The sequence below is a fragment of the Streptomyces lusitanus genome (assembly GCF_042647945.1).
GTDB lineage: Bacteria > Actinomycetota > Actinomycetes > Streptomycetales > Streptomycetaceae > Streptomyces > Streptomyces pseudogriseolus.
Genome location: NZ_JBHRWL010000007.1, coordinates 21,131 through 34,022, shown reverse-complemented (window position 1 = coordinate 34,022; position 12,892 = coordinate 21,131). Strand labels below are relative to the sequence as shown.

The window sequence follows — 12,892 nt, the reverse complement described above, 5'->3', positions numbered from 1 at the left end:
CTCAAGGCCTCATCGCAGGGGGCTCGACGCCCTGCTGCCGGGGAGCGGTCATCAGGTACGGCCGGACGGACTTGACCAGCATCGCCATCTCGTAGCCGAGCACGGCCGCGTCGGCCTCGCGGCCGGCCATGACGGCGAGGCAGGTGCCGGACCCTGCGGTGGTGACGAACAGCAGCGTCGAGTCGAGCTCGACGACGACCTGCCGGACGTCGCCGCCGTCGCCGAAGCGGATGCCGGCGCTGCGGCCGAGGGAGTACAGGCCGGAGGCGAGGGCGGCCATGTGGTCGGCGGCGTCCGGGTCGAGGCCGTGGACGGACTTCACCAGTCCGTCGCAGGACAGCAGGACGGCGCTCCGGGTGTGCGGTACGCGTTGCACGAGGCCGCTCATCAGCCAGTCGAGGTCGGATACCTGGGCGGTCGGCGCATCGCTCGCCATGGTGGATCGACTCCTTGGGGTACGAAGGTCTGCTGGAGCGCGGGTGGTGGGGGTGGTCATCCGGCGGACGCGCTCCCGTCGTGCCGGGCGGTGTGGTCGGTACGGGGTGCGGGCACGGCCGGCCGCGCGGGCGCGGGGGACTCCGGCTGGGACTCCGCGAGGCTGACGCCCCGTTGGAAGGCGGCCATCAGCTGGGGGTCGTGGCCGGCGACGTGCTCGCTGTCCTGCCGGGGCGCGGGCCCGTCGCGCAGTTGCGGCGCGATGTGCTCCTGGGCGCGGCGGCGGGGCAGGTGGGGTTTGCCCATGGTGCCGCGCACCGGGGTGGTGCGCGGGACGAGCGGGGCGGGCGGCGGGTCGCCGGCCGCGGGGGGCGCGTCCGGTCCGTCGTGCCCGGTGTGGTGGACGCCGGGGACGGCCTCGGCGGGGGTGGGGCGGGCGGTACGGGCGCCGCGCAGCGGAAGCGGCGGGGGTACGGCGCCGTCGCCGGGGGACGCGGCCGGGGGGCGGCCGGGGTGGGCGGCGGGGGTGAGGAGGGTGCTCGGGGCGGTGTGTCCGGCGGCCGTGTCTCCCCCGGCGGAGGAGTCCGTCGCGGTGTGCGCCGAGCGGTGCGTCGGGGGGTGCGTCGGCGCGTCCGCCCGCGCGTCCGCCGGGGCGCCCACCGCGGCGTCCAAGGCGCCGGACAGCGCCGGTGTGTGACGGCCCGTCGGCCCCGTGCCGCTGTCCGCCGGAGGGACGACCGCGCCGGTCACGGCGGCCGGTTCCCCGCCGAGCAGGGCCTGCGGCACCACCAGCACGGCCTGGACACCGCCGTAGATGTTGGTCTGGAGCCGGACGTGGATGCCGTGCCGCCGGGCGAGCTGGGAGACCACGAACAGGCCGATCCGGCCGTCGGCCAGCAGGCTGGCGACGTGCACCTGGTCGGGGTCGGCGAGCAGCGCGTTCATCCGGTCCTGCTCGCCGACGGGCATCCCGAGGCCGCGGTCCTCGACCTCGACGGCCAGTCCGGAGGTGACCAGGTTCGCCCGCAGCAGCACATGGGTGTGCGGGGCGGAGAACACCGTGGCGTTCTCGACGAGTTCGGCGAGCAGGTGGATGACGTCGGCGACCGCGTGCCCGCGCAGGGTGCCGTCGACCGGCGGCACGAGCTTGACCCGCGAGTACTGCTCGACCTCCGCGATCGCCGAGCGCAGCACCTCGGTCATGGGCACCGGGTTGCTCCACTGGCGGCGCGAGACGGCCCCGCCGAGCACGGCGAGGTTCTCCGCGTGGCGGCGGATGCGGGTGGCGAGGTGGTCGACGTGGAAGAGCCCCTTGAGCAGGTCGGGGTCCTCCATCTCGTTCTCCAGCTCGTCGAGGATGGAGATCTCGCGGTGGACGAGGGACTGGAGCCGCCGGGCGAGGTTGACGAACACCTCGAGCTTCTGTTCGCTGCCCGCCTGGCTGGAGAGCTGCGCCGCCTGCACCACGGCGGTGACCGCGCCGTCGTGGGCCCGGGCGAGGTCGGCGGCGAGCTGGTCGAACTCGTCGCCGTCGGCGGTGTGCTGGCTGCGCCGGGCGCGCGGGGGCGGCGGCTCGCCGTTGCGCAGCGCCTCGACGAGGGCGTGGAGGTCGGCCTCGCGCCGTGCCGTGCCGCGGCGCAGGACGCCCACGCGGTCGTGCACGGCGCGGGCCGCGCGCTCGGCGGCCACGGCGGCGATGACGATGCCGGCGAGGGTCACGGCGGTGGCGCCGCCGAGCACCGCCCACAGGGCGCCGGTCGGCCGCATGCCGCTGGAGCGGACGGTGAACAGCACGGCGGCGCAGGCGCTCAGGGCCACCGCGACGGGCGGCAGCACGGCGAGCCGGAGCAGCTGGGACCGTATGTGCGACTCGGGCAGGCCGGGCGCGGTACGCGCGGGACGGGACGGCGGACGTCCGTGGCGTCCCGACCCCGACTCGCGCCGCTCCGGCCGGGCGGCGGCGCCGTCGCGGCGGGCGCCGGGGCCGGGGGTCGTCGGGGCGGCGCCGGCGCGGGGTGCGCGGGCCACGACCGTGGCGCCGGCCGTCCCCGGCTGTCGGGGCTCCACGCCCCGTCGGCTCCCTCGTCCGCCTTGTGGCTGCACGTGCCGGTCCCCGCTCCCTGATCCCGATCCTCACCGACGCGGCCCTCGGCGCGAGGCGTCCTGCGACACGATCCGTCGCGAGCCGTCACGCCGGGCGACCGACACTCACCGTAGTCGCCACCGCATCATGTGCGGTGGGCAGTTGACAAACTCGTGCGGACAGCATCGCGCTCTGGTATGAGGCGTCGTACGACAGACCGATAACCGTTCGGCCGGGTGCGGCGGAAGTGATCGCGGGCCGATCAGTGCTGTTCAGAAGCGGTCGTGAGCGTGTTCGAGACACCCGGAGACGCTTCGGGGCGCGGAGGTGCGGAAGGGGGCGCGAATCGGACGGGGTGCGCCCCCACGAGAGCCCGGAACGGGCCGAAGGGCGCCCCACCCCTCCGGCCAGAACATCACACTGAGTAGCGAATCGCGGGTGCCGACACCCGTCACATGCGGGGCGCGGACGCCCGCAGCTGTTCGATGACGTCGTTCAGGTGCGCCGCCACCGCCCGTGCCGCCGCCTCCGGGTCGGCGCCGGCGACCGCGTCGATGATCGCCAGGTGCTGCGGCAGGGACTGCGCGGGGCGTCCGGGGCGCAGGGCGAGCCGGAACTGGAAGCGGACCATCGGCCCGTTCAGCCGCTCGAGCTGACGGCGGGCGACCTCCTGCCCGCCGGCCTCGATGACGAGTTCGTGCAGCCGCTGGTTCAGGGCGGAGTACGCCTCCCAGGCCCCGTCCGCGACGGCCTGCCGCATGTCCGCGCCGATCCGCCGCAGCTCCGCGCGCTGCTCCTCGCTCGCCCGGCCGGCCGCCTTGCGCGCGCAGAGCTGCTCGAGCGCCGACCGGCACTCGGTGATCTGCACGGCCTCCTCGACGGACACCGCGCGGATCCGCGCGCCGCGGCGGGGGACGATCTCGACGATGTCCTCGGCCGCGAGGTCCTGGAGCGCCTCGCGGACGGCGCCGCGCGTGGTCCCGTAGGCCTCCGCGAGGTCGAGTTCGACGAGCCGCTGTCCGGGCACCAGGTCCCCGGCGCGCAGGGCCTGCCTGATGGCGTTCGCCACATACTCGCGGCCGGCAGCGCCCGTAAGCTTGTCCGTCACTCCGTCGACCTCTTCCTCGTCTTCCGTCGTCCGTTCTGGGCGGCTCTCGCTGGGAGAACCCTAGTGCGCGGGACGGAGGCGTCCGCACCCGGGATCCCCTCAAGTGAACATTTTCGTCGGAACATCTTGTCAACAATCTCGTTGATGATTTAGCTTCCAGGCATCTTCGCATCGCTGCGGGGCGCACCGCCCGCCGCGATTCCGTACACCGCGATTCCGTCCGCCGTGATCCGGTTCCCCGTGATCCCGTCCACCGAAGGAGCGACCATGTCCGCCGTCGCAGCCGCCCCGGTCCCCGAGGTCGCCCGTCGCGGCTCCCAGACCGCGATCCCGTGTCTGCTGATGCGGGGCGGCACGTCACGCGGGCCGTTCCTGGACGCGCGGCTGCTGCCCGACGACCCCGCCCTGCGGGACGCCGTCCTGCTGGCCGCGATGGGCTCGCCCGACCCGCGGCAGATCGACGGCGTCGGCGGCGCGCACCCGCTGACCAGCAAAATCGGCCTGGTGCGTCCGGGGACGGAGCCCGGCGTGGACGTGGAGTGGACCTTCGCCCAGGTGCAGCCCGACGGGGACACGGTCGACACGTCGGCCAACTGCGGCAACATGCTCGCCGCCGTGCTGCCCTTCGCCGTCGAGACCGGCATGGTGGTGCCGGCGGGCGACCGTACGACGGCCCGGGTGCTGACCCGGAACACCGGGATGGTCGCCGAGATCACCGTCGCCACCCCGGCCGGCGCGGACGGGACCCGGCACGTCGCCTACGAGGGCGCCGCCCGTATCGACGGCGTCCCCGGCACCGCCGCCCCGGTCGAGATCGGCTTCCTGGACACCGCCGGTTCCGTCGCCGGGGCCCTGCTGCCCACCGGGCGCGTCCGGGACACCGTTCAGGTGCCGGGGGTGGGCGCCGTGGACGTCACCCTCATCGACAACGGCCAGCCGCTGGTGATCGTCGAGGCCGCCCGCCTGGGCGCCACGGGGTACGAGTCCCCCGCCGAGATCGACGCCGACGAGGCGCTCAAGGCGCGCGTGGAGGCGCTGCGCCTGGTGTGCGGGGAGGCGATGGGCCTCGGTGACGTCGGCGGCCGGAACTATCCGAAGATGACCCTGGTCGCGCCGCCCCGGCACGGCGGCACCCTCACCACCCGCAGTCTCATCCCCCGCGTCTGCCACCGGTCGATCGGCGTGCTGGCCGCCGTCACCGCGGCCACCGCCTGCGTCATCGAGGGCACCGTCGCCCGGGACGTGGCGGCCGGGGTGTCCGGCACGGAGCCCACCGTCTCCGTCGAGCACCCGTCCGGCGAGTTCGGCGTCACTCTCGGCCTCGCCCCCGCCGATCCGCAGCGGGTGACCCGCTCCGCGCTGCTGCGCACCGCCCGCCTGCTCATGGCCGGCGACCTGCTCGTCCCCCGGTCCGTCTGGGACCCCGCTCCCGCCCGTCAGGAGAAGCTCGCGTGATCATCGACATCCACGGCCACTACACCACCGCCCCCGCCCCGCTCGGGCAGTGGCGGGACGCGCAGGTGGCCGCGCTCGGCGACCCGTTGCGCGCGCCCGACCCGGCGGGGCCGGTGATCGGCGACGACGAGATCCGCGAGTCGATCGAGACCAACCAGCTGCGGCTGATGGACGAGCGCGGCATCGACGTCACCGTCTTCTCCCCGCGCGCCTCGTTCATGGCGCACCACATCGGCGACTTCGCCACTTCGGCCGCCTGGGCGCGGATCTGCAACGACCTGTGCCACCGGGTGTCCGAGCTGTACCCGGACCGCTTCGTGCCGGGCGCGATGCTGCCGCAGTCCCCGGGCGTGGACCCGGCGACCGTGGTCCCGGAGATCGAGCGGGCGGTGCTGGAGCTGGGCGCGGTCACCGTCAACCTCAACCCGGACCCGAGCGGCGGTCACTGGACCGCTCCCCCGCTGACCGACCGGTCCTGGTACCCGGTGTGGGAGAAGCTCGTCGAGCTGGACGTGCCCGCCATGGTGCACGTCTCCACCAGCTGCAACCCGGCCTTCCACACCACCGGGGCGCACTACCTCAACGCCGACACCACCGCGTTCATGCAGCTGCTCACCGGCGACCTGTTCGCCGACTTCCCCGGCCTGCGGCTGGTGATCCCGCACGGCGGCGGCGCGGTGCCCTACCACTGGGGCCGCTTCCGGGGGCTGGCGCAGGCGCTGGGCCGGCCCGAGCCGGAGGAGTCGCTGCTGCGCAACGTCTTCTTCGACACCTGTGTCTACCACCAGCCCGGCATCGACCTGCTGCTGCAGGTGATGCCTGTGGAGAACGTGCTCTTCGCCTCCGAGATGGTCGGCGCGGTGCGCGGCGTCGACCCGCGCACCGGCCACCACTTCGACGACACCCGCCGCTACGTCGAGAAGGCGGGCCTGACCCCCGAGGACCTGGCGGCCGTCGAGGAGCGCAACGCCCGGCGGGTCTACCCCCGCCTCGACGCCCGTCTGACCGCCCGGGGCCGCTGACCGCCCTGGGGGCCGCCGACCCCGCCGCCCTAGTCCGTCCCCCCGCGGGCCGAGAATGCCCGCAGAAGCAAGGAGCCGCACCATGCACCACCTCGGAGTCGTCCACCGGACCGTCGACCGCGCCGACCCGGCCGCGGTCGAGGCCCTGTCGCGGTTCGGGGTCGCGACCGTGCACGAGGCGATGGGCCGCCTCGGCCTGATGCGCCCCTACATACGGCCCGTGTACGAGGGTGCGAGGCTGTGCGGCACCGCGGTGACCGTGCTGCTCCAGCCCGGCGACAACTGGATGCTGCACGTCGCGGCCGAGCAGGTGTGCGAGGGCGACGTGGTGGTCGCCGGCTGCACCACCGAGAGCGAGGACGGCTTCTTCGGGGAGCTGCTCGCCACCTCGCTGCGCGCCCGCGGCGCCCGGGGTCTGGTGATCGACGGCGGCTGCCGCGACGTGGACGACCTGCGCCGGATGGACTTCCCCGTCTTCTCCCGGGCGGTCAGCGCCAAGGGCACCGTCAAGGCCACCCTGGGTTCGGTGAACGTGCCCGTCGTCGTGGCGAACGCCCTGGTCAACCCGGGTGACGTGATCGTCGCCGACGCCGACGGCGTGGTGGTCGTGCCGGCCGCCCGGGCCGCCGAGGTCGCCGAGGCGTCCGCGCGGCGCGAGGCGGCGGAGGAGGGCAAGCGGGAGCGGTTCCGGGCCGGCGAGCTGGGCCTGGACATGTACGGCATGCGCGGACCGCTGGCCGAGCTCGGCCTCACCTACGTCGACTGAATCCGAGGAGCACGATGACCGACCACGACACCGCGGTCACCCCCGGCTGGCTCGACCGGTACCGGGGACCGAGCAAGCCGGCGTTCGTCCTGCCGCCGGGAGCGGTGGACGCCCACTGCCACGTCTTCGGGCCGGCCGCCGAGTTCCCGTACGCCCCGGAGCGGAAGTACACGCCGGTCGACGCCTCCAAGCACGACCTGTTCGCCCTGCGCGACCACCTGGGCTTCGAGCGCAGCGTGATCGTGCAGGCCACCTGCCACGGCGCGGACAACAGCGCCCTGGTGGACGCCCTGCGCGCGGCCGGCGGGCGGGCCCGCGGGGTGGCGACGGTCCGCCCGGACGTCACCGACGCGGAGCTGCGCCGGCTGCACGACGCCGGGGTGCGCGGGGTGCGGTTCAACTTCGTCCGCCGCCTGGTGGACGCGGCGCCGCGTGAGTCGCTGGAGACCGTGGCCCGCCGGGTGGCGCCGCTGGGCTGGCACGTCGTGCTGTACTTCGAGGCGGCGGACCTGCCGGACCTGGAGCCGTTCTTCGCCTCCCTGCCGGTGCCGCTGGTCGTCGACCACATGGGCCGCCCGGACGTCACCCGCGACCCCGACGGCCCCGAGTTCGCGCGCTTCCTGCGGTTCGTGGCGGCGAACGACGTGTGGGTGAAGGTGTCCTGCCCCGAGCGGCTGACGGTCTCGGGACCGCCCGCGCTCGACGGGGAGCGGCACGCCTACCGGGACGTGGTGCCGTTCGCCCGCAGGGTCGTCGAGGAGTTCACCGGCCGGGTGCTGTGGGGCACCGACTGGCCGCACCCGAACCTGAAGAACCACATGCCTGACGACGGTCTGCTGGTCGACCACGTCCCGCACATCGCCACCACCGCCGAGCGCCGCCGGGCGCTGCTGGTCGACAACCCCTCGCGTCTGTACTGGCCCGAAGTGGCCCGCTGACGTCACCCCCGGCCCGGTGAGACGGGTCCACCCTTCCCAGGAGCGTGCAGTGCAGCACATCCGTACCACCAACGCGGCGAACCGGCTCGACCGGCTGCCGATCACGAAGTTCCACAAGCGGACCGTCCTCGCGGTGGCGTTCGCCTACTTCTTCGAGTTCGCGGACATCAACACCTTCGCCATCACGGCGCCCGTGGTGCGCGAGCAGTGGGGCGCCGACGTCGACCAGGTCGCGTACGTCACCTCGCTGTCCTTCGTGGGCATGTTCATCGGCGCGGTCGTGGCCGGCGGGCTGGCCGACCGGCTGGGCCGGAAAAGGACACTGACCCTGACCACCCTGTGGTTCACGGTGTGGTCCTTCGCCTGCGTGTTCGCCTGGGACATCTGGTCGCTCGGCGTGTTCCGCGTGCTGACGTCGGCGGGCCTGTCCGCGATGACCGTCGTCGCCGTCGTCTGCATCAGCGAGCTGTTCCCCAGCGCCAAGCGCGGCAAGTTCCAGGCGTACGCCATCGTCGTCGGCATCTGCGGCACGCCCGTCACCAACCTGATCGCCTCGGCTGTCGTGCCGATGTCCGACTGGTCCTGGCGGCTGGTCTACCTGTGGGGGTCGCTGGGCGCGCTGTTCCTGTTCTTCGTGCGGCGGCTCGAGGAGTCCCCGCAGTGGCTGGAGTCGCGCGGCCGGCACGAGGAGGCGGAGGCAGGGCTGGCCCGCATCGAGGCCCTGGCGGCGGCCGAGCACGGGCCGCTGCCCGAGCCGCAGCAGCCGAAGCCGAAGGGGCCCTCGGTCAAGCCGGGCCTGGGCATGCTGAAGGACAAGAAGTTCCTGTACCCGACGATCCTGCTGTCGGTCCTGTGGATCACCCAGACCATCGGCTTCTTCGGCTACTCCAGCTGGGCGCCGACCCTGCTGGCCGCCGAGGGCGTCAGCGTCGAGGACTCGATCTTCTACGTGGCGCTGACGACGGTGGGCGCGCCGCTCGGCTCCTTCCTGGCGGCGATGGTCACCGACCGCTTCGAGCGCAAGTGGTGCCTGGTGGTGTTCGGCCTGGTCATCGCCGCGTCCGGTCTGCTCTACGGGCTGACGTTCACCCCGGTGCTGATCGTCGTCTTCGGCTTCCTGGTCAACCTGTTCGAGCGCGGCTACACGGCGCTGGCGTACGCGTACGCCCCCGAGCTGTACGGCACCGAGGGCCGTTCGCTGGGCACGAGCATCGCGTACGGCCTGGGGCGCCTGTCGAACGCGGTGGGTCCGCTGATGATCGCCGGCGTCTACAACGGCATCGGCTACCAGGCGGTGTTCATGGTCATCGCGGGAACCTGGACGCTGGGCGCGCTGGTCCTGGCGGTGTTCGGCCCCGCGACGCGCCGCCGCCGACTGGCGGCGGAGGCGGCGGAGGCAGCCGGGACCGGCCCGAAGGCGGTGACGTCGACACCCTGAGCGCGGGTGAGGCGGAGAGCGGGCGGGCCGGAGGGGTGCCTCCGGCCCGCCCGCGCGCCACTGGAGGGGCCGGGCGGTGCCTACGCGGGCGAGGGGCCGGTGTCGCCCTGCTTCCGGTCGGTGGGGTGGAGCCGGAAGTCGACCACGACGCAGGCGGCCTGTCCGTCCTCCGTGCGGCCGATCCAGACGGGATACGACCCGTCGCCCCGGCCGGCCGTGAAGGCGACGAGGTTCGGCCCGGTCCCCGTGCCGGGCAGTTCGACACTGGGGCGGTCGACGAAGGAGAGGGGGACGAACACCTGCTCGTCCAGCACCTCGTCGTCCAACATCTCGTCGTCCACCGCCCGGATCGCGTCCATGAAGGCCACCGTGCCGCTGTCGACGCCGACGCCGTAGAACTCACCTTCGCCGAGCAGCCCCGGGTCCTCGTCGGGCCGGAGAGCCATCTCCCACGCATGGGGCGGGGCGTCGTGGAACGTCACCCTGGCCGCGGCGACCTCGACCGAGCGTGCCGTGCGCAGGAGCGACAGCGTGACCGGGTACTCGCCCGGCGGCACGGCGACGGTGCGCGGATTCGAGACGAAGCCGGGGTCCGTGACGGCCAGCTGCCCCGACGTGATGCGCAGCATGCCGGCGTCGCCGAGCTCGACGGCGGCCGGCCCGTCCGGGGTGTCGCGCGAGCCCGGGACGAACAGTCGCTCGACGCCGGTGGGGCGCAGCGGCCCCGCTCCCTCCTCCACCGACACGTCGTTCAGGACCGCGTCGGCGGCGGGCTCGTGGCCCTGCTGGGCGAGGAACGGCGCGAACACCCGCCAGTCCCCGAATTCGGGTACGAGGCAGTGCGGGATGCGCTCCCGGGACCGCCCTTCGCCGGACTCGGACCCCGCCTCGTCGCCCTGCTCGTCGGAGGACGTCAGCCGGGTGTTCCGGACCCCCAACAGCTTGTCCGTGCCCAACGGCACGAAGTCGATCATCCGAGCGCGCCGGGACGCGTCGTCGAACAGATACAGACGCCACCGCCCACGCGGCCATCTTTCGATCAGTGCCAGCGGTCGCTCCCCCGAGGACAGCAGGACCGCGTACGGCATCCCGGCCGCGTGTCTGCGCGCCGCCAGCGCGCTCGGCATCGGGTCCGGGTGGGTCGGCCCCTGGTGGGACCCCCACATGTCGCCGTACGAGACGTCAAGACTGTCGATCATCACAGCCGACAGTCTGACAGCGGGGTGTGACAGTCAGGCCCGTGCCGTGGAGCGTCTCCCGGGCTCGCCCCGGCCATGCCTGCGGCTCAGCGGTCGCCCGCGAGGTCGAGGTCGCCCTTGGGGCTCTCCTTCTCCTCGCCCCTCGGCAGGCTGCCGGTGTCCCACACGCGCGGGACGGGCCGGGTGAGCGAGCGCCACCAGGGCTCGGTGGGCAGGTCCCCGCCCGGCTCGAAGGGCGCTCCCGGGCGCGGGAAGGCGACCGCCTGTCCGACCGCCCCCGCGGCGTCCGTCATCCACTCCGCGGGCTCCGCCCATGGGTGCGGGGCGAGGTTGAAGGTGCCCCAGTGGATGGGCAGCAGCGCGCCGCCCGGCTCGCCGCCCTGGAGGTCGAGGTGCGAGCGGACGCCCTCCTCGGGCGTCATGTGGATGTCCGGCCAGAACTCCGAGTAGGCGCCGACCTGGATCATCGTCGCGTCGAACGGGCCGTGCGCGGCGCCGATGTCGCCGAAGCCGTCGAAGTAGCCGGTGTCGCCGCTGTGGTAGATCCGGTGCCGCTCGCCGGCGACCACCCAGGAGGCCCACAGGGTGTGCTGGGTGTTGCGCAGGCCGCGCCCGCAGAAGTGGCGGGCCGGGGTCGCGGTCAGGGTGAGGCCGCCGACCCGTGTCGACTCCTGCCAGTCCAGCTCGCGCAGCCGGTCCGCGGAGACGCCCCAGCGCTCCAGGTGCGCGCCCACGCCGAGGGGAACGGCGAACACGGTGTCCGTGCCGGCCAGTTCCTTGATCGTCGGCATGTCGAGGTGGTCGTAGTGGTCGTGGGAGATCACCACGACGTCCACCGGTCCGAGCGCGGCCAGCGGCAGCGGCACGGGGTGCAGCCGCTTGGGCCCGGCGAAGGGGAACGGCGAGCACCGCTGGCCCCACACGGGGTCGAACAGCACCCGCTGCCCGTCGATCTCCGCGAGCACGCTGGAGTGGCCCATCCACGTCAGGCGCAGCCCGGTCGCGGGCGGGCGGGTCAGGTCGGCGAGGGTGGTGGGGTGCACGGGGATGGCGCCCTGCGGGGCGCGGCGGGAGCGGGCGTCCTTGTCCAGGTAGATCCTGGCGAGGTCCCGGCCCGACCCGGAGGGACGCATACGGGCCGTCCCGCCCGGGTTCTGGAACACGCCGTCGGCGAAGTGCGGGGACCTGCGGATCCGCGCCATGCGCTCACCGGTGGGATCAGCGCCGAAGGCCTGCGGCCGCAGGGCACGCGGCCCCGCTCCGGGGGCGGAAGAAGCGGCCACGGTACCTCCAGAGGAAATCGATCGGAGTTTCCATTATGTGCGGCGGCCGGGACAGCCGGGGCGGGTTGTGGACAAGCCCGCGGGGCGGGTCCGGCGCCGGGGCCCCGGATCCGCCCCCGCCGTCACGCGACCGCCGCGATCCGCGACCGGATGTCCTCCGGGGACAGCGTCCCCTTCGCCGTGACGTGGTCGCCCGAGGATTCGCCGCGCAGGCGGCGGCCGATCCACGGGACCAGGAACTCGCGGGCCCAGTGGACGTCGTCGCGGCGGATCTCCAGGGTGCCGCGCGGCGGGAGCGGCGGCCACGGCTGCTCCGGGTCGGCGGGCACCTTCAGGCCGAGGGCGAGCCCGGCGCGCAGCGCGACGCGCGTGTGTCCCTCGGGTGAGAGGTGCAGCCGGTCGGCGTCCCACGCCCTGCGGTCCTGCACGCTGCGCAGCGACCACAGGTCGAGCACCGGGCAGCCGTACCGGTCGGCGACGGCCCTGACGTGCCCGTTGTACGTGGCGATCTTGCCGCGCAGATGCTTGAGCAGGGGGACCCCGCGGGTGTCGAACCCGGTGGTCACGAGCACCGTGCCGGCCGCCGCGGCGAGCTGGGCGACCGCCTTCTCGAAACGCTCGGCCACCTCGTCCGGGTCGGTGCCGGGGCGCAGGATGTCGTTGCCGCCCGCGCAGAAGGAGACCAGGTCGGGGGCGAGTTCGACGGCCCGGGGGACCTGGTCGGCCACGATCTGGTCCAGCAGCTTGCCGCGCACCGCGAGGTTGACGTAACCGAAGTCGCCCTCGGGTCTGCGGTCCGCGAGCAGAACGGCGAGGCGGTCGGCCCAGCCGACGAACGCCCCGTCGGGGCCGGGGTCGCCGACGCCCTCGGTGAAGCTGTCCCCCACCGCCACGTACGACCCGATCACTGTTGCCTTGTCACTCTTCGAATCGTCTGCCACAGCCGGACATGATTCACCTTCCGATGTGACCTACGCGACCGTAGGGGAGGGTTGACGTGCGGTGAGATAAGCCACTCTCAAAGCTTTGGCCAAGCCCGGAATAGCCAGGCCGGTAGCCGGGTCGGGAGCCAGGCCGGGGGCAGCCGCCGCCCGGACCCGGACACACCGGAGGCCGGGCCCCGTGGATCGGGGTCCGGCCTTCGGCGCGCGTGTCAGGAAGGGTG

11 protein-coding genes are annotated in these 12,892 nt (G+C 73.8%); 5 read left to right on the top strand and 6 right to left on the bottom strand.

Annotated features, from left to right (window positions below; translation table 11 throughout):
• Position 1: 1 nt before the first annotated feature.
• From ACFOSY_RS11890 to ACFOSY_RS11880, 3 genes are all read right to left on the bottom strand, one after another.
• Positions 2–436, bottom strand: a complete 435-nt coding sequence (locus ACFOSY_RS11890; protein ID WP_006130361.1) for a roadblock/LC7 domain-containing protein — start codon at positions 434–436, stop codon at positions 2–4.
• Positions 437–492: 56 nt separating this feature from the next.
• Positions 493–2,502 carry a sensor histidine kinase gene (locus ACFOSY_RS11885; protein ID WP_394306732.1) on the bottom strand — a complete coding sequence of 670 codons (2,010 nt, stop codon included), beginning with the start codon at positions 2,500–2,502 and terminating at the stop codon, positions 493–495.
• 467 nt (positions 2,503–2,969) lie between these two features.
• Positions 2,970–3,626: a GntR family transcriptional regulator gene (locus ACFOSY_RS11880; protein WP_394306731.1), complete on the bottom strand. Its 657-nt coding sequence runs from the start codon at positions 3,624–3,626 to the stop codon at positions 2,970–2,972.
• Positions 3,627–3,893: 267 nt separating this feature from the next.
• Between ACFOSY_RS11880 and ACFOSY_RS11875 the strand changes: the two genes are divergently transcribed.
• From ACFOSY_RS11875 to ACFOSY_RS11855, 5 genes are all read left to right on the top strand, one after another.
• Positions 3,894–5,081, top strand: a complete 1,188-nt coding sequence (locus tag ACFOSY_RS11875; RefSeq protein ID WP_394306730.1) for a 4-oxalomesaconate tautomerase — start codon at positions 3,894–3,896, stop codon at positions 5,079–5,081.
• Positions 5,078–6,103 carry an amidohydrolase family protein gene (locus ACFOSY_RS11870; RefSeq protein WP_394306729.1) on the top strand — a complete coding sequence of 342 codons (1,026 nt, stop codon included), beginning with the start codon at positions 5,078–5,080 and terminating at the stop codon, positions 6,101–6,103. Before ACFOSY_RS11875 ends, ACFOSY_RS11870 begins: the two co-directional genes overlap by 4 nt.
• An 82-nt stretch (positions 6,104–6,185) precedes the next feature.
• Complete coding sequence (gene ligK, locus ACFOSY_RS11865) at positions 6,186–6,869, top strand: 4-carboxy-4-hydroxy-2-oxoadipate aldolase/oxaloacetate decarboxylase (RefSeq protein WP_394306728.1); 684 nt, start codon at positions 6,186–6,188, stop codon at positions 6,867–6,869.
• Between the two features lie 14 nt (positions 6,870–6,883).
• Positions 6,884–7,807: an amidohydrolase family protein gene (locus ACFOSY_RS11860; RefSeq protein ID WP_394306727.1), complete on the top strand. Its 924-nt coding sequence runs from the start codon at positions 6,884–6,886 to the stop codon at positions 7,805–7,807.
• 49 nt (positions 7,808–7,856) lie between these two features.
• Complete coding sequence (locus ACFOSY_RS11855; protein ID WP_394306726.1) at positions 7,857–9,245, top strand: MFS transporter; 1,389 nt, start codon at positions 7,857–7,859, stop codon at positions 9,243–9,245.
• Between the two features lie 80 nt (positions 9,246–9,325).
• On the opposite strand, the gene ACFOSY_RS11850 is transcribed toward ACFOSY_RS11855, so the two are convergent.
• The 3 genes from ACFOSY_RS11850 to ACFOSY_RS11840 form a co-directional block, all read right to left on the bottom strand.
• Positions 9,326–10,444, bottom strand: a complete 1,119-nt coding sequence (locus tag ACFOSY_RS11850) for a DUF4241 domain-containing protein (protein WP_394306725.1) — start codon at positions 10,442–10,444, stop codon at positions 9,326–9,328.
• Between the two features lie 86 nt (positions 10,445–10,530).
• Positions 10,531–11,727, bottom strand: a complete 1,197-nt coding sequence (locus ACFOSY_RS11845; protein WP_394306724.1) for an MBL fold metallo-hydrolase — start codon at positions 11,725–11,727, stop codon at positions 10,531–10,533.
• A gap of 122 nt (positions 11,728–11,849) precedes the next feature.
• A complete protein-coding gene (locus ACFOSY_RS11840; protein WP_394307348.1) occupies positions 11,850–12,635 on the bottom strand; it encodes an SGNH/GDSL hydrolase family protein in 786 nt (261 codons plus the stop codon).
• Positions 12,636–12,892: the final 257 nt, after the last annotated feature.

Excerpts from the sequence above, each read along its gene's own strand:
- ligK (WP_394306728.1), top strand. The coding sequence starts at position 6,186 with ATGCACCACCTCGGAGTCGTCCACCGGACCGTCGACCGCGCCGACCCG.
- ACFOSY_RS11890 (WP_006130361.1), bottom strand. The coding sequence starts at position 436 with ATGGCGAGCGATGCGCCGACCGCCCAGGTATCCGACCTCGACTGGCTG.
- ACFOSY_RS11860 (WP_394306727.1), top strand. The coding sequence starts at position 6,884 with ATGACCGACCACGACACCGCGGTCACCCCCGGCTGGCTCGACCGGTAC.
- ACFOSY_RS11850 (WP_394306725.1), bottom strand. The coding sequence starts at position 10,444 with ATGATCGACAGTCTTGACGTCTCGTACGGCGACATGTGGGGGTCCCAC.
- ACFOSY_RS11875 (WP_394306730.1), top strand. The coding sequence starts at position 3,894 with ATGTCCGCCGTCGCAGCCGCCCCGGTCCCCGAGGTCGCCCGTCGCGGC.